Source organism: Pantoea sp. Ae19-2, assembly GCF_059801205.1.
Genome location: NZ_JBCHWE010000001.1, coordinates 1,844,708 through 1,863,176 on the forward strand (window position 1 = coordinate 1,844,708; position 18,469 = coordinate 1,863,176).

An 18,469-nucleotide genomic window follows, 5' to 3' on the forward strand; every position below is an offset into this window, starting at 1 on the left:
CGGACGAGTGCACTCCATGATTGATTCAAAACTTCCGCTTACCGACATTCATCGCCACCTTGATGGCAACATCCGTGCACAAACCATTCTTGATTTAGGCCGCCAGTTTAACCTGTCCTTGCCCGCCACTACGCTTGAAGCCCTGCGCCCGCATGTGCAGGTAACGGAAACACAGCCGGATCTGGTGAGCTTTCTGCAAAAGCTGGACTGGGGCGTAAAAGTGCTGGGCGATCTTGACGCCTGCCAGCGCGTGGCGCGGGAGAACGTGGAAGATGCCGCCAGAGCAGGCATTCATTACACCGAGCTGCGTTTCTCGCCGGGCTACATGGCGATGACCCATAATCTGCCGATTGCAGGCGTGGTCGAGGCGGTCATTGATGGCATAAAAGCCGGATGCCAGCAGCATGATATCGACGTGCGTTTAACCGGCATCATGAGCCGTACGTTTGGCGAACAGGCCTGTCTGGATGAGCTCAACGGTTTACTGGCCTTCCGCGACCATATCACCGCCGTCGACTTAGCCGGTGACGAGCTGGGTGCGCCGGGGAGTCAATTCCTCAGCCACTTTGCCCGCGCGCGTGATGCCGGTTTTCGCATTACGGTTCATGCTGGTGAAGCAGCAGGCCCGGAAAGCATCTGGCAAGCCATTCGCGAATTAGGCGCTGAACGTATCGGTCACGGCGTGAAAGCAATTGAAGATCGCGCGCTGATGGATTACCTGGCGGAGCACGCGATCGGCATCGAATCCTGCCTGACCTCCAATATTCAAACCAGTACCGTGTCCTCGCTGGCCCAGCACCCGCTGAAAGTCTTCCTGGAGCACGGCGTTCTGGCTACGATTAACACCGACGATCCTGCGGTACAAGGCATTGAGCTGGCCCATGAATACCTGCATGCCGCCCCGGCGGCAGGGTTAAGCCAGGCACAGATGCGACAGGCCCAGGAAAATGGCCTGACGATTGCCTTCCTGAATGAGGCGGAAAAAGCGGCCATTCGGGCGAAGGTGCAGTAAACAACAAGGCCGCTGATTCAGCGGCCTTTTTTTTGCGTATTGACTATTTTAAAGACAACGTCTGGCGTTTTTCTGCCGACTGTAGCCCTCGCTCAATCAGCTCCATCACCTGAATTGCCTCTTCAGCAGTGACCGGGTTCGCGCCTCGTCCGTTAATAGCATCACGGATCCCCGCATAGTAGGCCGGATAGTTGCCGGGCTGTGTCAGGCAGGTTTTCTCGGTCATGCTATCACCCTCAACCTGCGTTAGCGTGCCATCGCGCATGTCGTAGCCCCACTCTTCGCTCGGCGGAAAATCACCGGCTTTGAGACGATCTTCCTGCGGGTCCAGACCGTATTTCACGTAGCTACCTCGCGTACCGTGAACCGTATAGCGCGGTGACTCTGCCGCCGCTAACATGCTGGCATGGAGTACCACGCGTCGCTGCGGATAGGTTAACGTGGCGTGGAAGTAGTCGGTCGTTTGTGCGCCGGGACGCAGTTCAGCTAAATCCACATTGATCGCCACCGGTGGTCCAAACAGCTGCAGCGCCTGGTCCAACAGATGCGGGCCTAAATCGAACCAGATGCCGCTGCCCGGCCCTTTCATTTCACGCCAGCGTTGGCGAACCTCCAGCCGGAAGCGGTCAAAGTGCGATTCAAAATAGCGCACCTCCCCCAGCTCGCCCTCGGCAAGTAAGGCTTTTAGCGTCAGGAAATCGCTGTCCCAGCGGCGGTTGTGGAACACAGACAGCAACAACCCTTTGGCTTTGGCTAGCGCATCCAGCTCGCGCGCCTGTGACAACGTCACGGTAAAGGGCTTATCAACGACCACGTGCTTGCCCGCATTCAGTGCCGCTTTGGCCAGGGGAAAATGCGTATCGTTGGGGGTGGGGATGACAATCAGTTGTAGGGTGGGATCGTCCAACAGCGCCTGAGGATCGGCCACCACCTTTATGGAGGGCCAGTCGGCATTGACTTTGCTGGCATCGCTGCTGGAAATGGCTGCCAGCTCAACATCCGGCGTTCCCGCAATCAGCGGGGCATGAAATGTTTTACTGGCAAAGCCATATCCAATGAGTCCAACTCGCAGTTTCTCGCTCATTCCTTTTCCTCTCTATTCGCTAACCAGACTGATTTAAGACTAATAGTCTCGTCAGGACAAGGAGGATTCCCCTTAAAATCAGGAGACTGTGCTGCGGGCGACCGTCCAGGCGTGCTGACTGGCTAAATTATCGTGCACGTCCTGATTACGTCGACGAAAATCACTGGGGCTGACGCCCACACGTTTACGGAAGACGCGCGAGAAATAAAGCTGATCGTCATAGCCCACTTCGCGACCAATGCTGGCAATCGGCTCCTGCGTGGTCTGCAGCAGCAACTTGGCCCGTATCACCCGCTGATCTTCACGCCAGCGAAGCAAATTCACGCCCATCTGCTCACGGAACAGGTGCGCCAGCCGCGAAGGCGATAAGCAGACGTGGCGAGCCACTTCTTCAATTTTCACCTCGCTGGCGAGATGATTGTTCACATACTGGCAGGCTTCGATGATGCGCGGATCGCGAATTTGCTGGTGATTCCGCGGATCTTCCTCCACCGCACGCAGCAACAGGCGCTCCAGCAAATTCATCGCCAGTTCTTCGGCAAAGCGGCGTGAGGAGTTATGGGTTTGTTCAATGGTGGCAAACAGGCGATCGAATTCGCCACGCAGGGATTCGGGCAACCGCAGGCGCCCTACACCTTCCTGCTCATCCTGCCAGCGCAGCCAGTCATGCCAGTAAGCGCGCGGCCGGAAATAGACCCAGCGGTGAAACCACTGCGGGCTGTCGGGGGCACGACCGTAATAGTGGGCGGTTTTCGGCTGAAACAGCAGCATTTCACCGGGTTCACAATCAAAGGCTTTTTCGCCATCGAATACCCGGCCTTTGCCTTTGATGGTCAGGTTAAGAATATAGCCCTTCATGCCGTGCGGGCGATCGATAAAGAAATCCAGCGGACCATCCGCGGTGATAGGCGTTAAACCCGCCACCAGCCAGGCATTAAACGCGTATCCGGGCAGCAGGGGATTTTGCTGCTCTGCCGGTAATTCACGGTGATACATAATGTCCTCACTTCGTCGTTGAGTGATCACCAGCGGACGCCTTTCGCGTCCGCGGGAAGGTTTCACGCCAAATCAGACTTTATTTTTTTGTTTGTAGCGGTCAAATATCACCGCGGCTAACAGTATCAAACCACGCACAACATACTGTGAGAATGGCGAGATATTTAACAAATTCATCGCATTCTCGACGGTGCCAAGAATAAGCACGCCCGCCACCACGTAGGAAATTTTACCGATTCCGCCCTTAAGGGATACGCCGCCCAGGACGCAGGCAGAAATGACCACCAGCTCATAACCGATGGAGGTCATCGGCTGTCCGCTGGTCATACGGGATGCCAGAATGATGCCCGCCGCGGCGGAAACCAGACCTGAAAGGATAAAAATAATGATACGGGTCCGCACTACCGGCACGCCTGCCAGTCGCGCGGCTTCTTCATTGCCGCCGATAGCCAGCGTGTTGCGTCCAAACGTGGTTTTATTCAGCAGGAAGGCAAAAATCACCATGGTGGCCAGGGTGATCCAGATGGGGGCAGGCACGCCCAGCCAGTTGGCGAAGCCCAGTACAAAGAAGCGCTCGTCTTCGATGCCGACCGCTTTACCATCGGAGAAGATGTAGGCCAGACCACGCACGATCTGCATTGTCGCCAGGGTCGTAATCAGGGCGTTAATCTTCAGTCGTGCAATCACGAAACCGTTGATAAAGCCGGTCGCCATTCCAAGCAGCAGCCCGGCCCCCACGCCAATCCACAGGCTTTCGGTCATGTTGATGACCACCGCCGTTACTACGCCTGCACAGGCGATAACGGAGGCAACCGAGAGGTCGAAATCGCCGGATGCCAGACAGAACAGCATGCCGCAGGCGACCATGCCGGACATCGACATGGCCAGCCCCAGGCCTTTCATATTGATAAAGGAGCCGAAGTTGGGCACAAACACAGCACAGGCAATAAACAGCAGTGCAAAGACCACCAGCATGCCGAAATTGTCCCAGATGCGACCAAAATGCAGACCACGGCGTGGCGCTGCTGGCGGCGTATTAGATGTCGTGGATGAAGTCACGGTACTCTCCTGTCAGGCCACGGCGGCCGCTTGTGTCGTTTTAGGCATAGCCAGGCTCAGCGTCTGCTGCTCCGTAGCCTCGTCATGCAGTATTTCTCCGGCGATAGCCCCTTCACGCATGACCACAATGCGGTCAGCAAGGCCCATCACTTCCGGAAGATCGCTGGAAGCAAACAGCACCGCAATGCCCTTGTTTGCCAGCGCATAAATCAGGTTATAAATTTCGTGCTTGGCCCCAACGTCAATGCCGCGCGTGGGCTCATCCAGCAGGATCACTTTCATCTCCTCTGACAGCCAGCGCCCCAGAATGGCTTTTTGCTGGTTGCCGCCAGAGAGGTTCATGATCAGCTGATCGGCACTCGGGGTTTTGATGTTGAGCGAACGAATATGACGGTCAGCGTTCGTGGCTTCCCAGCCGTTTTTAATCAGGCATCCGGCGGTCAGGTTATGGCGACGGGCGCTGATGTTGATATTGTCGCGGACCGAATGTACCGGAATGATGCCTTCGGCTTTGCGATCTTCCGGGCAGAGCATCACGCCAGCACGGATAGCATCGATTGGGGCGCTGAGCTTCAGCGGTGTGCCATCCAGCAGCACCTGACCGCCACGCAGTCGTGTTGCGCCAAACAGCCCTTTCAGCAGCTCGCTGCGCCCTGCGCCAACCAGGCCAAATAAGCCAACAATTTCGCCCGCGTGCACATTGAGCGAAATCGGCGTTCTGACGCCCTTCGCTTCCACATTCTGCAGTTCGAGCCGCACGGCGCCTTTTTCACGCAGCGAATATCCATAAATGTCGCCCAGATTACGCCCGACCATCGCCTGAACCAGATCGTCGTGATGCGTGTTGGCCATGTCGGTAAAGGTTCGAACATAGCGGCCATCTTTAAAAACGGTGATGGCGTCGCTGAGGGCAAAGATCTCTTCCATACGATGCGAAACGTAGAGCACCACGCGCCCTTCTGCACGCAGCTGACGGATAACCCGGAACAGGTTATCGATTTCCCGTGCAGACAGTGAACTGGTGGGCTCATCAAACGCGATGATGCGCGCATTGCGCGCCAGCGCTTTGGCAATTTCCACCATCTGCCATTGCCCCAGAGACAGGTATTTCAGCGGCATGTCGGGATCAACGTCCATGCCTAAGTTTTTCAGTTGCAGTCCGGCTTCGTAACGCAGCAGTTTTCGGTTGACCAGCCCGTGCTTGTGCGGCAACTGACCGAGATAAATATTTTCTGCCACGCTCATTTCGGGGACTAAATGCAGTTCCTGGTAGATAATCGCCACGCCCGCGTCCAGCGCGTCAGTGGTGTGCTGAAAATTAACCGGCTTTCCTTTGATACGAATTTCACCGCCGCTCGGCAGATAGCTACCACTGAGGATTTTAAGCAGTGTCGATTTACCGGCACCGTTTTCTCCCATCAGCGCATGCACCTGACCACCGTGGCACTCAAAAGAGATGTCCTGTAACGCTTTGACGCCGGGAAAGGTTTTACTGATGCCATGAAACGACAGAAAGGCTGAATCAGTGTTCATGGTTTCTCCAAAAAATGGCGTTGATGATTCGGGCCACCGGCAGTTAAGGATTTATCCTGTTACCCCATTGGGTAACGCTGTAAACCCCCTGCTTTCTCTGTGGCCCGATAATGACTTTACCTGTGCTGCCTCAGCAGCCTGCTGTTACATCAACCCTTTCTTCGCCAGCTCGGCTTTAAAGTTGTCGCGGGTGATTAACACCACGTCGGTGACTTCAGTGAATTTCGGCGGTTCCTGACCTTTGCTCACCCAGTTGTAGAGCATCTGGCTGCTCTTATAACCGTGGATATCCGGGCTTGGCAGCAGAGATCCATAGAAGCCGGTTGCGTTGGCCTTCGACAGTTCACTCACCGCATCCACACCGTTAATACCGATACCGATGACGTCAGCGGCTTTAAAGCCCTGTCCTTCGGTTGCGCGCACGCCGCCCAGCACGGTGTTGTCGTTCATGCCGACAATCAACCAGTGTTTCACTTCCGGGTGCTGAACCAGCAGAGAGTTACCCGCATCGAATGCACCAGGGATATCATTGGACTTGGTCGGCACCTGGTAGATCTGTTTTTCCGGGAATCCTGCAGCTTTTAGCGCATCCATCGAACCCCCGGTACGACGACGGGCGGTATCCAGCTCGTTCGCCGTAATCGCCATCACCGCCGTGTCTTTTGCGTCCCAGCCGCGTTTTTGCATTTCTTTATAGAGTTCCTGACCCTGACGCTCACCAATCTTGGTCGCCGCCATCATTACTAACGGCACGCTATCCATGGGTTTGCCTTTGGCGTTGACGAACTGGTCATCCACCGCAATCACTTTCAGTCCGTAGCCCCGTGCTTTTGCCATAATGGCCGAGCCCAGCTTGGGATCCGGTGTACAGATAACAAAACCTTTCGCGCCGCTTGCCGCAAGGCTGTCTATCGCATTGAGGGTTTTCTCGCCGTCCGGAACGGCAATTTTGATGACCTCAAAGCCCAGATCTTTTCCGGCCTTATCGGCAAATTTCCATTCCGTCTGGAACCACGGCTCCTCGGGTTGCTTGACCAGAAAACCCAGCTTCATGGTCTCGGCGATAGCTGATTGTGACATAACCGCTGCCAGCCCAATGGCTGCCAACGCTTTAGTGAATTTATGCATGATGCTCTCCGGCGCTAGTTGTTTTATCGCTGTTAAAAACGAATTGGTGTAAACGCTACCAGTTAACTTTCTTTTAGGGGTACAGAAGTAAATCAGGACGTTAGCGCGAGCCGCGATGGTAGCCTGCTTAAACGTTGGCCTATTTTTAGCGGGAATGGAGAAGAAAAATGTAGAGCGGTATCACATCTTAAAATCACGACAGAATGATCCATATATTCAGCGAATTTAACCGTCTCTTAACTTTTGCAATGGATCACAATTTCACTGCTGATGGCAGAAAAGTGCATATTCTCAGCCAGCCGTGACTAACCGTTATTTCTTACACATCACAGGATAAGGAGGTTTATTCATAACAGGAGATTCAAATGCGTACTGAAGCCATCACCCTGGGACTGGACTTTGGTAGTGATTCGGTGCGTGCGCTGGCGGTGGATTGTCACTCTGGTCAGGAGCTGCAAAGTGCCGTGGCAAACTATGCACGCTGGCAGCAAGGCCTTTACAGCGATCCTCACAGCAACCGCTTCCGTCACCATCCACAAGACTATATTGATGCCATGGAGCAGGCCATGCTCGAGGTGTTAAATGCGTTGAGTGAAGAACAACGCGCTGCCGTCGTCGGTATCGGCGTTGACAGTACCGGCTCCACACCCGCGCCTGTTGACCGTGACGGCAAGGTTCTGGCGCTGCGGCCTGAGTTTGCTGAAAATCCAAACGCGATGTTTGTGCTGTGGAAAGATCATACGGCAATTGAAGAAGCCGAAGAGATCAATCAGCTGTGCCGTAGCGGCCGCTTTACCGACTACAGCCGTTACATTGGCGGCATTTACTCTTCTGAATGGTTCTGGGCAAAAATCCTTCACGTGACGCGTCACGATGCAGCGGTGCGCGAGGCCGCAGTCTCCTGGATTGAACTGTGCGACTGGGTACCGGCATTGCTCAGCGATACCGTTGCCCCAGAAAAACTGCGCCGTGGACGCTGCGCCGCAGGTCATAAAGCACTGTGGCACGGCGACTGGAACGGCTTGCCGGATGTGGAATTTCTGAATGCGCTCGATCCCCATCTTACTCAGCAGCTTGACTCTCCCCTGTTTAAAGACACCTGGACCGCGGATTTGCCGGTGGGCACGTTGAGTCCCGAGTGGTCACAGCGCCTGGGATTATCCCAGAAGGTGACGATTTCAGGCGGTGCCTTTGACTGTCATATGGGTGCAGTGGGCGCAGGCGCACGGCCCTACACGCTGGTGAAAGTGATTGGCACCTCCACCTGCGACATTCTGATTGCGGATACTGAGAAGGTGGGCGACCGCGCGATCAAAGGCATTTGCGGACAGGTCGATGGCAGCGTGGTGCCGGGCGCAATGGGTCTGGAAGCCGGACAGTCGGCGTTTGGCGATATTTATGCCTGGTTCAGTCGCCTGCTCGGCTGGCCGTTACAGCAGGCGGCGCAGCACCATCCTGAACTAAAACCGCAACTGGCAGAGATGCAAAAGTCGCTGATCAAAAACCTGACTGACGCCTGGGCCGCCAATCCGCAATTGGATCATTTGCCGGTGGTGCTGGACTGGTTCAATGGCCGCCGCACACCGAACGCCAATCAGCGCCTTAAAGGTGTGATCACCGATCTTAATCTCGGCACCGATGCGCCTGCCCTGTTTGGCGGCCTGATTGCGGCGACCGCATTTGGCGCCCGCGCCATCATGGAGTGCTTCGAGCAGCAGGATATTCCGGTTGAGAACATTTTGACCCTGGGCGGCATTGCCCGTAAGTCTCCCGCCATTATGCAGGCCTGCTGCGACGTGATGAATCGCCCGCTGGATATCGTCTCTTCAGATGAATGCTGCGCCCTGGGCGCCGCCATCTTCGCCGCCGTGGCCGCCGGTGTTCACCGCGACGTCGAGCAGGCACAGAAGGTGATGGCCAGCCCGATTGACGTCACGCTGCAGCCCGATCCGCAGCGCGTCGCGCGCTATCAGGAACTTTATCAACGCTATCAACAATGGTGCGTGACGGCAGAACCTCATTATGCCGCACGTTCCGCTTCCGCTAAGTAAAGGAGTGGTTTATGCAACAGTTCAACGTGTGGTTTGTCATTGGTACACAGCACCTCTACGGAGCGGAAACGTTACGTCAGGTTGAGCAGAATGCCCGTCAGGTGGTGGAAGGTCTGAATCAGGCGGGGCTGCCTGTGCGCCTGGCACTCAAACCGCTGGTGAAATCGCCAGATGAAGCGCTGTCGCTGTGCCGTGACGCCAGTCACGATCAAAACTGTGTGGGCATCATTACCTGGCTTCATACTTTTTCGCCGGCCAAAATGTGGATCGGCGGTTTAAACGTATTAACGAAACCGTTATTGCAGTTTCATACCCAGTTCAATGCCGAAATTCCGTGGGACAGCATGGACATGGACTTCATGAACCTGAACCAGACCGCTCACGGCGGTCGTGAGTTTGGCTTTATCGGCGCACGTATGGGCCTGCAGCACAGCGTGGTGACCGGCCACTGGCAGGATAAACACAGCCAACAGCGCGTGGCCAACTGGATGCGCGCCGCGCTGGCCAAACAGGCCAGTCAGCACCTGAAAGTGGCCCGTTTCGGCGATAACATGCGTGAAGTGGCCGTAACGGAAGGCGATAAGGTCGCGGCACAAATCAAATTTGGCTATGCCGTCAATGGCTGGGGCGTGGGCGATTTGGTCGAAGTGATTAACGGCGTCAGCGATGGCGATGTTAATGCACTGGTCGATGAGTATGAGAGCCAGTACCGCTTTACCGATGTCGCCGCCGTCGGCGGTGAAAAGCGGCAAAACGTTCTGGATGCCGCGCGCATTGAGCTGGGCCTTAAGCGTTTTCTGGACGATGAAGGCTGTATGGCATTCACCACCAACTTCCAGACGCTGCATGGCATGACCCAGCTACCCGGCCTGGCGGTACAGCGCCTGATGGGCCAGGGCTATGGTTTTGCAGGCGAAGGCGACTGGAAAACGGCCGCCCTGCTGCGCATTTTCAAAGTGCTGGCGGGCGATCGTCCCGGCGGAACCTCCTTTATGGAGGATTACACTTACCACTTCTCACCGGGCAACGATTTAGTACTGGGTTCACATATGCTGGAGGTGTGCCCGTCCATCGCGCTGGAAGAGAAGCCGCTGATTGACGTTCAGTTCCTGGGCATTGGCAACAAAGCCGATCCGGCACGACTGATCTTCTCAACACCGGCAGGCCGTGCCATCAATGCCAGCGTGATCGATATGGGTGACCGCTTCCGTCTGCTGGTGAACGTAGTGGACGCCATTGAGCAGCCCAAACCTCTGCCAAAACTGCCCGTGGCCCGTGCGCTGTGGAAAGCTCAGCCATCGCTGGCAACGGCCTCTGAAGCCTGGATCCTGGCGGGCGGCGCTCACCATACCGTGTTCAGTCAGGCACTGAGCCTGGATGATATGTATCTGTACGGTGAGATGCACGGCATTGAGGTGCTGGTGATTGACGAACATACCCAGTTGCCTGCGTTTAAGGATGCCCTGCGCTGGAACGATGCTTACTACCATATGAAGCGTTAAGACGGATAAGCCGATACGTGCGGGCCAGCTTGCTGGCCCGTTTTTTTTATGGCTTGCCGCCGACCTTATCAACTCAGGCGGTAAACCGTGAATCACCTGAGGTAATACAATCGGATCAGTATGCCTTGAGTCACGGCTTTGCTCTTCTTTCGTCTCTGTCTCGTTATGAGGTTCTGCGTCAATTCGAGCCTGTTTCTGTGCAGTCAGTAGGCTGATGCAAAAGGGTTATCTGGCAGCAGAAATTAACATACGGGCAAGACGTTCTTTGTACAAAAGGCACAGGCCTGGATCACTCATTGCCTGCCACGTAACAGCGGCAGGCAGATCTGGCATTTATTTTTTCAATAAACGTGGCAGTTGATTATCAAGCTCAAGAACACAGGCATCCATCATCTTTTGCGTTTCCTGGGTCACTTTTGCGTAATTGTTGGCCTTCCAGTCACTGAGCGGTGCTGTCGCCGGTTTCGGTGCACACTCTGATACTACATAGGCGCTGAGAATATTGCCGCCTTCCGGACGTTTATAGAACAGCACGCGGTAAGTTAAATCGTAGTTGCTGTTATTAGCCGACATATCGCTATAAACCAGTGACCATTGCGCCGCGGCAATGAACAGCGGCTGTGTATAAGCATATCCGTTGCCATTTTTATCGAGCCAGCTTTTTATTTTCACTACGGCTTTTGGGGTAAAATAGTGCGCCGTAGGTTCGGGCAGCGCATCAACAGAGGTGCCTTTATAACTGTTTTTGTCAAAGGAGCCGGTGCTGATTCCCCCACCTAACACTGCCGTTAGCACAGACATGCCCACACCCGCACCGGTACTCACCGGTGTGACTTCGCGCAGTTTTACGTCTGAGTAATGATTGTTATTCATATCCACTGGCGCATAAATCGTCTCAACAGTCAGCGTGCTGCCGTTATCGGCCTTAACGACCTGAGCATTATTTTTACCTGCGCATCCCACCAGAAAGACTAATGACAACGTACCCGTTATTAATAACTTGCTCATATTTATCGCATTCCCTTTACGTAAAAAGCCCTTGTTTCCGATTGTCTCTTTAAGGATTTCCAACCGGATTCCAGCTTCTATAACGGGTAAAAGGGAAAAAGCTTTAGGATTTTTTCATTAATTTTTGATGAATACTCATGGCTTAGTGTCGGTTAAGCATGATGGTGCGCGGGAACCTTCAGGCAGCTGACGGGCACCTGTGGTTCAGCAGTGCCCACGGATGCCCTCACAGAAGAGGCCTGAATATCACCCTTTCCATCACTGAATGACGGTTTACCACGTCACCGGCTTGCCAAAGCGATCCAGATACTCCAGCCCCGGTCGGCCCCGCTTGTGCTCGATGACGTTCACGATATCAGGCAGGGTTTCCTCAAGGCTAAAGGCCCCCTGTTCACCGCCCAGAGCCGTGCGAATCCAGCCCGGTGCCAGCAGTAATAAAGCCCGGTCCGGATGAGAGCGCGCCTGCCGTGCCGCATAGCTTCGCATATATTGATTCAGCGCGGCTTTAGAGCCGCGATACACTTCTCTTCCCCCTTTCACATTATCCCCCACGCTACCTTGACCGGATGACATGACGCCAATCAGTCCGTTGGCTCTGACCCGATCCTGACAGGTTTCAACAACCCGCATTGGCGAAAGCGCATTCGTTACCATGACGTGAATAAAATCTTCGGTACTGACCTCTCCAATCGTCTCACTCTGGTTGGGATTCGCCGTGCCGGCATTCACAAAAAGCGCGTCATAGCAACGATGCTGCAACCGCGATTTAAGCTGAGCGATTTGATCGGTATCGTTGATGTCCAGTTGTTCAATGGTAAGTGCATGCGGATAACGTGCAGACAAATCCTGCATAGCCTCGGGATGGCTGTTACGCACCGTTGCCGTCACTTCCCAGCCGCGGCTGAGCAGCTCACTGGTCATGGCCAACCCGATACCTCGTGAGGCACCTATTAATAACATTTTGGGCTTGTCGGCCTGAGATGATTGAAGCGTCATAAGAGTTACTCCTGCTGGTTGCGGAAATAACGACTTTAATGCGCAAAGAACAGTTGAGCCAGACGCACAGGATGCAATAATAGATTGCGTCTGATGCAAGGGTCTGACTCTATGCCTGATATTGATCTGAATTTACTCACTGCGCTGGATGCTTTGCTGACAGAGTGCAGCGTGACACGCGCAGCGAAACGGTTGGGGCTCAGTACCTCAGCCATGAGCCGCACATTAGGCCGCTTACGCCTGGCGACCGGCGATCCGCTTCTGGTTCAGGCCGGGCATAATATGGTACCAACGCCCTATGCCACTGAACTGGCCACGCGCGTCCATGAGACGACTATGGACGCGTTCGCCCTGCTGCGCCCCGCAGATAAACGCCTCGATCTTTCTACAACCGCGCGCAGCATCGTTATACGGGCGAATGAAGGATTTATCGATTTAACCGCCGCCGCGCTGCTTAACGAGCTTCGCCAGACCGCGCCCAGGCTACGACTCATTTTCGTCAATAAATCAGATAAAGCGCCGCAGGCGTTGCGTGAAGGCAAGATTGATCTTGAAATTGGTGTGCTGGGTACGGATGCGCCGGAACTCAAAACCAGGCTGCTATTCAGCGACCACTTTGTGGGCATCTGCCGACGCGATCATCCGCTGCTGGATAACCCAGGCGTGACGGCAGAGCGCTATGCCAGCTTTTCGCATATCGTCATGTCCAGAAATAATGCCCGCTCTGGGCCTGTTGACGCCGCGCTTGATGCGCTTCAACTGCGCCGGGACATTCTGATGTCCGTTCCGACTTACAGCAGCGCCATCAATATTGTTTGCCAGACAGACCTCATTGGGCTGGTACCGTCATCCGCGCTGGTCGGGCCCAATCGGCGCGCCGACCTGGTGCATTTCGACCTGCCTGTGGCTACACCGGTGATAAAGGTGCTGGCTATCTGGCATCCAAGACTGCACGCGGACCCGGTGCACCGCTGGCTTCGTGATACGATCGTCGCCGTTTGCCGCCGGGAGCAGGGTAAAAACCAGATGAATAGCGCGATGTGATACCGGGTCGACACAGAGACTCGCGATCTTGCAAGCCGGTATCAGACTTTTTTCCTTTCCGGGCTGACGCTTATAGCGCCCCATTCGCCTGGGGGGTGAAAATTCGTTATCATCAGCGCCTGTTCACGCCTCAGGCCCACTGATGTCTACGATCGTTGATACTTTTATTGCCCCGCCGTGCCATGAGGAGATACGCATTCTCTATCAGGACGACCATCTGGTGCTGATCGACAAGCCCAGTGGGCTGTTGAGCCTGTCAGGCAAAAACCCCCAAAACCTGGACTCGGTACACTATCGCCTGGTGACGATCTTCCCCGGCTGCACACTGGTGCACCGGCTGGATTTTGGCACCTCCGGGTTGATGGTTGTGGCACGTAACAAAACCATTAACGCGGCGCTCAGCCAGCAATTCAGCGCGCGCACGGTGGCTAAGCACTACAGCGCCCTGCTGTGCGGACATTTACCGGATGAAGAAGGCATCATTGATGCTCCAATCGCGAAAGACCCAGCCCGGTTTCCACGGATGTCTATTTGCGCCGAATGGGGCAAGCCTGCCCGTTCCCGTTATCGGGTTGTTGAGCGTTTTAACTTTAAACGGGATGACGCCAGTGTAATTCCCCTGACGCGCGTGACGCTGATCCCAGAAACCGGTCGCACTCATCAGTTACGTATTCACTGCCAACTGCTGGGCCATCCGATTTTAGGCTGTGACCTCTACGGGGGGCTTTTGCTGCCGGGCACGGAACAGACGCCAAGGTTAATGCTTCATGCCAGTGAACTGCAGTTTATTCATCCCGTTACCGGTGAGCCCTTTCACATCGTCAGCCCCAGCCCGTTTTAACGCAACGCCTTCACATGGGCGCCAGGAACACGGCTGACATTGTTGTGCCGGGCCGCTCCAGCCCGCAAACGCCTCTTGTTGTCACGGCTCACGGCACCAGTTTACTTAAGGTGCAGGTTGTTCAGAAAGTCGGTAATAGCCGCAGCGATCGCCAGGCCGTGCGTTTCCAGCGCAAAGTGTCCGGTATCATAGAAGCGAATCTCCGCATCGGGCAGATCCCGTTTCCACGCCTCGGCACCAGCCGGCAGGAAGAAAGGATCGTTTTTCCCCCACACCGCCAGCAAGGGGGGCTGAAACTGACGGAAGTAGTTCTGAAACGCCGGATACAGCGCCACGTTTGATGCGTAATCCAGCAGCAAATCGAGTTGAATCTCCGCGTTACCCGGCCGAAGAATGTGCAAACACTCAAGCGTGTAACCATCGGGTGAGACACGACTTTTATCGGGCACGCCCTCAAGATATTGCCATTTGATCGAAGCTGGCGTTGGGAAGTCTCGTAGCGCGTCACGGTTTTCCTGGCTGGGCTCCTGCCAGTAGCGCTGGATCGGTTTCCAGCCCTCACCCAGTCCTTCCTCATAGGCGTTACCGTTTTGAGAAATAATGGCCGTAATCCGTTCCGGATGACTGACGGCAAGCCGCCAGCCGACGGGGGCGCCATAGTCATGAACCATCAGCGCATAGCGCTCCAGCTTAAGCTGTTGCGTTAACTGTTCAATAGTGATTGCCAGCTGGCTGAAGGCGTAAACGTATTCGCCTCGTGCCGGAGATTCCGTGAAGCCAAACGCAGGCAGGTCGGGTGCAATCACGTGGTAGTGCCCGGCAAGATGCGGGATCAGGTCTCTGAACATAAATGAGGATCCCGCAAAGCCATGTAACAGCAGTATTGTCGGCCTGTTGGGATCGCCCGCTTCGCGGTAAAACACATTGACGTCGCCAACCTGTTCGTAGCGGTATTTTACGCCATCCTGTTGCTGTGCATCGTTAACGTCTTGCGTACGCAAACTGTCTGTCGTCGTAATGGATTTTGAAACCGCCATGATGTTTCCTTATGATGTAACCGTTAAAGTTGTTATTTGAAGGTTACGATCTTATTTGCTAACCTGTCAAATATGTTTTTAACAGTTACAGGCAGCTATGAATCCCGATCTCAACACCCACGACTTCCTTTTCCTGGCGGATAACCTCGCACTGGACTTTATCAATAGTGAATACGGCGTGGACGAGCAGCGACATGACTGTTTCAGCGACGATCGACGCGTGATGCTCTGGCTGGAGATGGCAGGGACCTTGCCGGATGGCGCGCCTTTGCAGGCACCTGATGGGCTGTTACATGAAGCGCGGGCGCTGCGCGACAGTGCACGTGCACTTGTCGATGCTGCGATGAATGGCTTATCTGCGGATCTGACTGTTCTTAACAGGCTCTATAAGGACGGGCGCCCGACGAAGCGACTGGCGTGGGATGATGACGCGCAGCGATACCAGATCGCGGTTAGCCACGAGGAGATAAGCATAGCCATCCTGCTTTGGCCGGTGGTCAACGCACTGGTCGAGCTTGTTGTCAGTGACAGCTTTACCTACGTGCGCCAGTGTGAAGCACATGACTGTATCCTGCTTTTCCATGACCTCAGTAAATCGCACCGCCGCCGCTGGTGCAGCATGGCGACCTGTGGCAATCGCATGAAAGTCGCGGCGTTTCGATCCCGAAAGCGATCGGATCAGGTTTGATTATTGCTGCAAACGGCGCGAGCCCTGCGGCGAGAGTGCGCAGCACTTTGCAGCAAGGCTCAGCGGTTATCCCGACTGATTGCAATCATTACCACATCAGATCATCGGGTACTTTGAAATCGGCATAGGGATCGTCTTCATCCTGGGCTTCCTGACTCAGCGCACTGTTTAAGACAATACTGTTGGCATCACGTTGGGCAATTTTATCAGCAACGCTCGCGGGAATAATGGCGTAATGGCTCTCTTCGCTGTTATCCACCTGCAAACGTGCGATCGCCAGACGGCCGTTGATAAGTTGTGCCTGGGTGGGCTTATCCACCATGATTTTTTTAATCAGGTTGTTATCTGTGAAGTTAAAACCGATATCACCCCGGGAAATGTCGATTTTGTTCATGTCAATCAGCTGCTTCACCTGCGCCTTGTACTCTTTTGAAAGCACAGCCTGCCGTTGTTGTTCATTGAGCTGCTTGTCACGCTCTTGCTGGGCTTTTTTGTTCTCTTCTACAGCTTCGCGCGCCTCGCGGGCCTGAACACGCGATTTTTTGGCCGTTCTCTGGACCTTGTCCATTTTCTTACTGGTGACTAATCCTGCTTTTAACAGCTGCTCTTGTAAGGTGAGTTTTGCCATCTTGTTCTCTGAATCTGATGAGGAATGGGCGGGATTATACCTGAGGCGATAGCAGATTGCAGACGCTGATGTAGTGCGCACTTAAGACTCGAGCGGACGTTGTATGCGCGAAGTCGTGAGGTTCCCCACGTCGGGTCCGGTATCCGTCAGTCGCTCATCCCCGGGTTAGCGTCCTGCAGATGCTGGCTGAGAGGGAGCCGGTGGTTCGCTAACACAATCGGCTATGCGCAACAGAGACGACGTTGAAGGAAGTCTGTAAGCTCATTAAGAGGCGCACTGGAATATATAACAAACCTGTTAGTCACAGGCGGGAAGGCGCGAAGAGAGATAAAAAGAAGGCATAAACGCCGCCAGCGCCCTGTCAGGCGAGGCACTGGCAGACAGGTCTGATGATGTCAGACCTTGAGCATTTTTACCGTGGCATCAATGTCTATCTCATCTTCAGAGAAGATTAGGGTTGCGCCCTGAAAGGTGGTGATGGCCAGTTTTTTCAACGTACGCATCTCATCGGCCTGGGCTGCGGATTTAGGTTTGATATTGTTCATCAAGATGCCCACAGACAGCACCGTATTTTCTTTATCGATACGGCTGCTGGCAGGCACTTCCTCGCTGAAGACCACATAAGACTTGATGGCAGTGAGCTTGATTCGCTCACCCGCGATAAAAATGTATTTGCTCTCTGGCAGGACTTTCACCGCAAAGGCCGACAGCCCTTTATTGTTGGTGGTGGGTTCAAACGTCACCGCCGCATCTTTCTTAATCAGATCAGGGTTGGCGACCTTAATCACGTGAAAATACCGGTTATCACCGTTTTCATCTTTGATAAAGCCAAAGCCTTTATCCTGAAACCAGGTTGTGATTGTTCCATTCATCGCCATTACCGCCTACCTAATCGTTTATCTACTCAATTTTTTCAGCGCGCAGTGTAAAACACAATGCGGGTGCAAACTACGTCTTTGGGCTAAGTGTGGCCGATAAATTTCGGCTCTGCACCTAAGCGTTACGGGCAGAGAGGTCGGGAAGACCATGAGGGCGTGGCTGGCGGCAGATGAATAATGCCGCCCTCCGCTGTGAATTGAGCAAAAACCACTCCGTTACCGGGTCAATAAGAAATTATCTGTTCGGTCACAGCGATATACTTCTTTAAAACAAATCAAAGAGGTTAATTGCATGATTTATCAGCCAAAATTTATCAGCTTCGACTGCTACGGAACGCTCATAAACTTTGAAATGGGGCCGACCGCTAAGGGGCTTTTTGCCGACCGGATTGCAGAACAGCGAATGCCTGCGTTTCTGGACAGCTTCCGTTTCTACCGGCTTGATGAAGTGCTGGGTGACTGGAAGCCGTTTTTTCAGGTCGTTGAAAACGCTATTCAGCGGGCCTGTAAAGCGCATGATGTGGCGTACCGCGATTCTGATGCACTCACTCTCTATAACGCGGTGCCGACCTGGCAGCCACATCCTCACGTTGTGGAAACGCTGGAATTGATCTCTCAACATATTCCGTTAGTGATTTTGTCGAATTCCATGGTGGATCTTATTCCCCACAGCGTCGCCCATCTTAAAGCGCCTTTTCATGCGGTCTACACCGCTGAAGCGGCTCAGGCTTATAAGCCGCGTGCACAGATTTTCGAATACATGTTTGACCAGTTGGGCTGCGGACCCGAGCAGATGATGCACTGCTCCTCCAGCTTCCGTTATGACCTGATGACGGCATCCGACCTTGGCTTTATGGCCAAAGCGTTTATCGATCGTGGGCATGAACCCGCCTTAGAAGGTTATGGCGTTGATCGGCTCACCGACTTCCGCCAGCTTGCCGGCCTGCTTGGTCTTTAATGCGTCTCTGGGTGCGGAGAAACGAG

General features: G+C 54.3%; 17 protein-coding genes. 7 read left to right on the forward strand and 10 right to left on the reverse strand.

Annotated features, from left to right (window positions below):
- Positions 1-16 precede the first annotated feature (16 nt).
- Complete coding sequence (add, locus tag AAIE03_RS08460; RefSeq protein WP_028715104.1) at positions 17-1,012, forward strand: adenosine deaminase; 996 nt, start codon at positions 17-19, stop codon at positions 1,010-1,012.
- 43 nt (positions 1,013-1,055) lie between these two features.
- On the opposite strand, the gene AAIE03_RS08465 is transcribed toward add, so the two are convergent.
- From AAIE03_RS08465 to AAIE03_RS08485, 5 genes are all read right to left on the reverse strand, one after another.
- Entirely contained in the window at positions 1,056-2,096 is a 1,041-nt protein-coding gene (locus tag AAIE03_RS08465; RefSeq protein ID WP_014593655.1) for an oxidoreductase, read from the reverse strand.
- A 78-nt stretch (positions 2,097-2,174) separates the two neighbouring features.
- The gene (gene araC / locus AAIE03_RS08470) at positions 2,175-3,092 is read right to left on the reverse strand and encodes an arabinose operon transcriptional regulator AraC (protein WP_014593654.1); all 918 of its coding nucleotides are present in this window, start codon (positions 3,090-3,092) and stop codon (positions 2,175-2,177) included.
- A 72-nt stretch (positions 3,093-3,164) separates the two neighbouring features.
- Complete coding sequence (gene araH, locus AAIE03_RS08475) at positions 3,165-4,151, reverse strand: L-arabinose ABC transporter permease AraH (RefSeq protein ID WP_013025704.1); 987 nt, start codon at positions 4,149-4,151, stop codon at positions 3,165-3,167.
- Positions 4,152-4,163: 12 nt separating this feature from the next.
- Positions 4,164-5,684, reverse strand: a complete 1,521-nt coding sequence (gene araG / locus AAIE03_RS08480) for an L-arabinose ABC transporter ATP-binding protein AraG (protein ID WP_498562948.1) — start codon at positions 5,682-5,684, stop codon at positions 4,164-4,166.
- Positions 5,685-5,828: 144 nt separating this feature from the next.
- Positions 5,829-6,812, reverse strand: coding sequence for an arabinose ABC transporter substrate-binding protein (locus AAIE03_RS08485; protein WP_013025702.1), 984 nt, complete (start codon positions 6,810-6,812; stop codon positions 5,829-5,831).
- Between the two features lie 365 nt (positions 6,813-7,177).
- Here AAIE03_RS08485 and AAIE03_RS08490 point away from each other — a divergent pair, with 365 nt between their 5' ends.
- Positions 7,178-8,863 carry a ribulokinase gene (locus AAIE03_RS08490; RefSeq protein ID WP_498562949.1) on the forward strand — a complete coding sequence of 562 codons (1,686 nt, stop codon included), beginning with the start codon at positions 7,178-7,180 and terminating at the stop codon, positions 8,861-8,863.
- 11 nt (positions 8,864-8,874) lie between these two features.
- Complete coding sequence (gene araA, locus AAIE03_RS08495) at positions 8,875-10,365, forward strand: L-arabinose isomerase (protein ID WP_014593649.1); 1,491 nt, start codon at positions 8,875-8,877, stop codon at positions 10,363-10,365.
- 333 nt (positions 10,366-10,698) lie between these two features.
- Here araA and AAIE03_RS08500 read toward each other — a convergent pair whose 3' ends face one another.
- Positions 10,699-11,436, reverse strand: a complete 738-nt coding sequence (locus tag AAIE03_RS08500) for a hypothetical protein (RefSeq protein WP_013025699.1) — start codon at positions 11,434-11,436, stop codon at positions 10,699-10,701.
- A gap of 210 nt (positions 11,437-11,646) precedes the next feature.
- A complete protein-coding gene (locus tag AAIE03_RS08505; protein WP_498562950.1) occupies positions 11,647-12,369 on the reverse strand; it encodes an SDR family oxidoreductase in 723 nt (240 codons plus the stop codon).
- 93 nt (positions 12,370-12,462) lie between these two features.
- Here AAIE03_RS08505 and AAIE03_RS08510 point away from each other — a divergent pair, with 93 nt between their 5' ends.
- Both AAIE03_RS08510 and AAIE03_RS08515 read left to right on the forward strand, forming a co-directional pair.
- Positions 12,463-13,413 carry a LysR family transcriptional regulator gene (locus tag AAIE03_RS08510; RefSeq protein WP_161611184.1) on the forward strand — a complete coding sequence of 317 codons (951 nt, stop codon included), beginning with the start codon at positions 12,463-12,465 and terminating at the stop codon, positions 13,411-13,413.
- Positions 13,414-13,555: 142 nt separating this feature from the next.
- A complete protein-coding gene (locus tag AAIE03_RS08515) occupies positions 13,556-14,254 on the forward strand; it encodes an RluA family pseudouridine synthase (protein WP_161611185.1) in 699 nt (232 codons plus the stop codon).
- 101 nt (positions 14,255-14,355) lie between these two features.
- Here AAIE03_RS08515 and AAIE03_RS08520 read toward each other — a convergent pair whose 3' ends face one another.
- Positions 14,356-15,291, reverse strand: a complete 936-nt coding sequence (locus AAIE03_RS08520) for an alpha/beta fold hydrolase (RefSeq protein ID WP_498562951.1) — start codon at positions 15,289-15,291, stop codon at positions 14,356-14,358.
- A gap of 97 nt (positions 15,292-15,388) precedes the next feature.
- Here AAIE03_RS08520 and AAIE03_RS08525 point away from each other — a divergent pair, with 97 nt between their 5' ends.
- The gene (locus tag AAIE03_RS08525) at positions 15,389-15,979 is read left to right on the forward strand and encodes a CGNR zinc finger domain-containing protein (protein ID WP_015700364.1); all 591 of its coding nucleotides are present in this window, start codon (positions 15,389-15,391) and stop codon (positions 15,977-15,979) included.
- 88 nt (positions 15,980-16,067) lie between these two features.
- Here the strand turns inward: AAIE03_RS08525 and AAIE03_RS08530 are convergent, their stop codons facing one another.
- Complete coding sequence (locus AAIE03_RS08530) at positions 16,068-16,607, reverse strand: DUF2058 domain-containing protein (RefSeq protein WP_014593642.1); 540 nt, start codon at positions 16,605-16,607, stop codon at positions 16,068-16,070.
- Positions 16,608-17,002: 395 nt separating this feature from the next.
- Positions 17,003-17,485 (reverse strand): cold-shock protein, encoded by a 483-nt coding sequence (locus AAIE03_RS08535; protein WP_013025692.1) that lies wholly within the window; start codon positions 17,483-17,485, stop codon positions 17,003-17,005.
- 292 nt (positions 17,486-17,777) lie between these two features.
- Here AAIE03_RS08535 and AAIE03_RS08540 point away from each other — a divergent pair, with 292 nt between their 5' ends.
- On the forward strand, positions 17,778-18,443 hold the full coding sequence (locus AAIE03_RS08540; RefSeq protein WP_013025691.1) for a haloacid dehalogenase type II: 666 nt from the start codon (positions 17,778-17,780) through the stop codon (positions 18,441-18,443).
- Positions 18,444-18,469 lie beyond the last annotated feature (26 nt).

Excerpts from the sequence above, each read along its gene's own strand:
- add (WP_028715104.1), top strand. The coding sequence starts at position 17 with ATGATTGATTCAAAACTTCCGCTTACCGACATTCATCGCCACCTTGAT.
- AAIE03_RS08465 (WP_014593655.1), bottom strand. The coding sequence starts at position 2,096 with ATGAGCGAGAAACTGCGAGTTGGACTCATTGGATATGGCTTTGCCAGT.
- araC (WP_014593654.1), bottom strand. The coding sequence starts at position 3,092 with ATGTATCACCGTGAATTACCGGCAGAGCAGCAAAATCCCCTGCTGCCC.
- araG (WP_498562948.1), bottom strand. The coding sequence starts at position 5,684 with ATGAACACTGATTCAGCCTTTCTGTCGTTTCATGGCATCAGTAAAACC.
- AAIE03_RS08485 (WP_013025702.1), bottom strand. The coding sequence starts at position 6,812 with ATGCATAAATTCACTAAAGCGTTGGCAGCCATTGGGCTGGCAGCGGTT.
- AAIE03_RS08490 (WP_498562949.1), top strand. The coding sequence starts at position 7,178 with ATGCGTACTGAAGCCATCACCCTGGGACTGGACTTTGGTAGTGATTCG.
- araA (WP_014593649.1), top strand. The coding sequence starts at position 8,875 with ATGCAACAGTTCAACGTGTGGTTTGTCATTGGTACACAGCACCTCTAC.
- AAIE03_RS08505 (WP_498562950.1), bottom strand. The coding sequence starts at position 12,369 with ATGACGCTTCAATCATCTCAGGCCGACAAGCCCAAAATGTTATTAATA.
- AAIE03_RS08510 (WP_161611184.1), top strand. The coding sequence starts at position 12,463 with ATGCAAGGGTCTGACTCTATGCCTGATATTGATCTGAATTTACTCACT.
- AAIE03_RS08515 (WP_161611185.1), top strand. The coding sequence starts at position 13,556 with ATGTCTACGATCGTTGATACTTTTATTGCCCCGCCGTGCCATGAGGAG.
- AAIE03_RS08520 (WP_498562951.1), bottom strand. The coding sequence starts at position 15,291 with ATGGCGGTTTCAAAATCCATTACGACGACAGACAGTTTGCGTACGCAA.
- AAIE03_RS08525 (WP_015700364.1), top strand. The coding sequence starts at position 15,389 with ATGAATCCCGATCTCAACACCCACGACTTCCTTTTCCTGGCGGATAAC.
- AAIE03_RS08530 (WP_014593642.1), bottom strand. The coding sequence starts at position 16,607 with ATGGCAAAACTCACCTTACAAGAGCAGCTGTTAAAAGCAGGATTAGTC.
- AAIE03_RS08535 (WP_013025692.1), bottom strand. The coding sequence starts at position 17,485 with ATGGCGATGAATGGAACAATCACAACCTGGTTTCAGGATAAAGGCTTT.
- AAIE03_RS08540 (WP_013025691.1), top strand. The coding sequence starts at position 17,778 with ATGATTTATCAGCCAAAATTTATCAGCTTCGACTGCTACGGAACGCTC.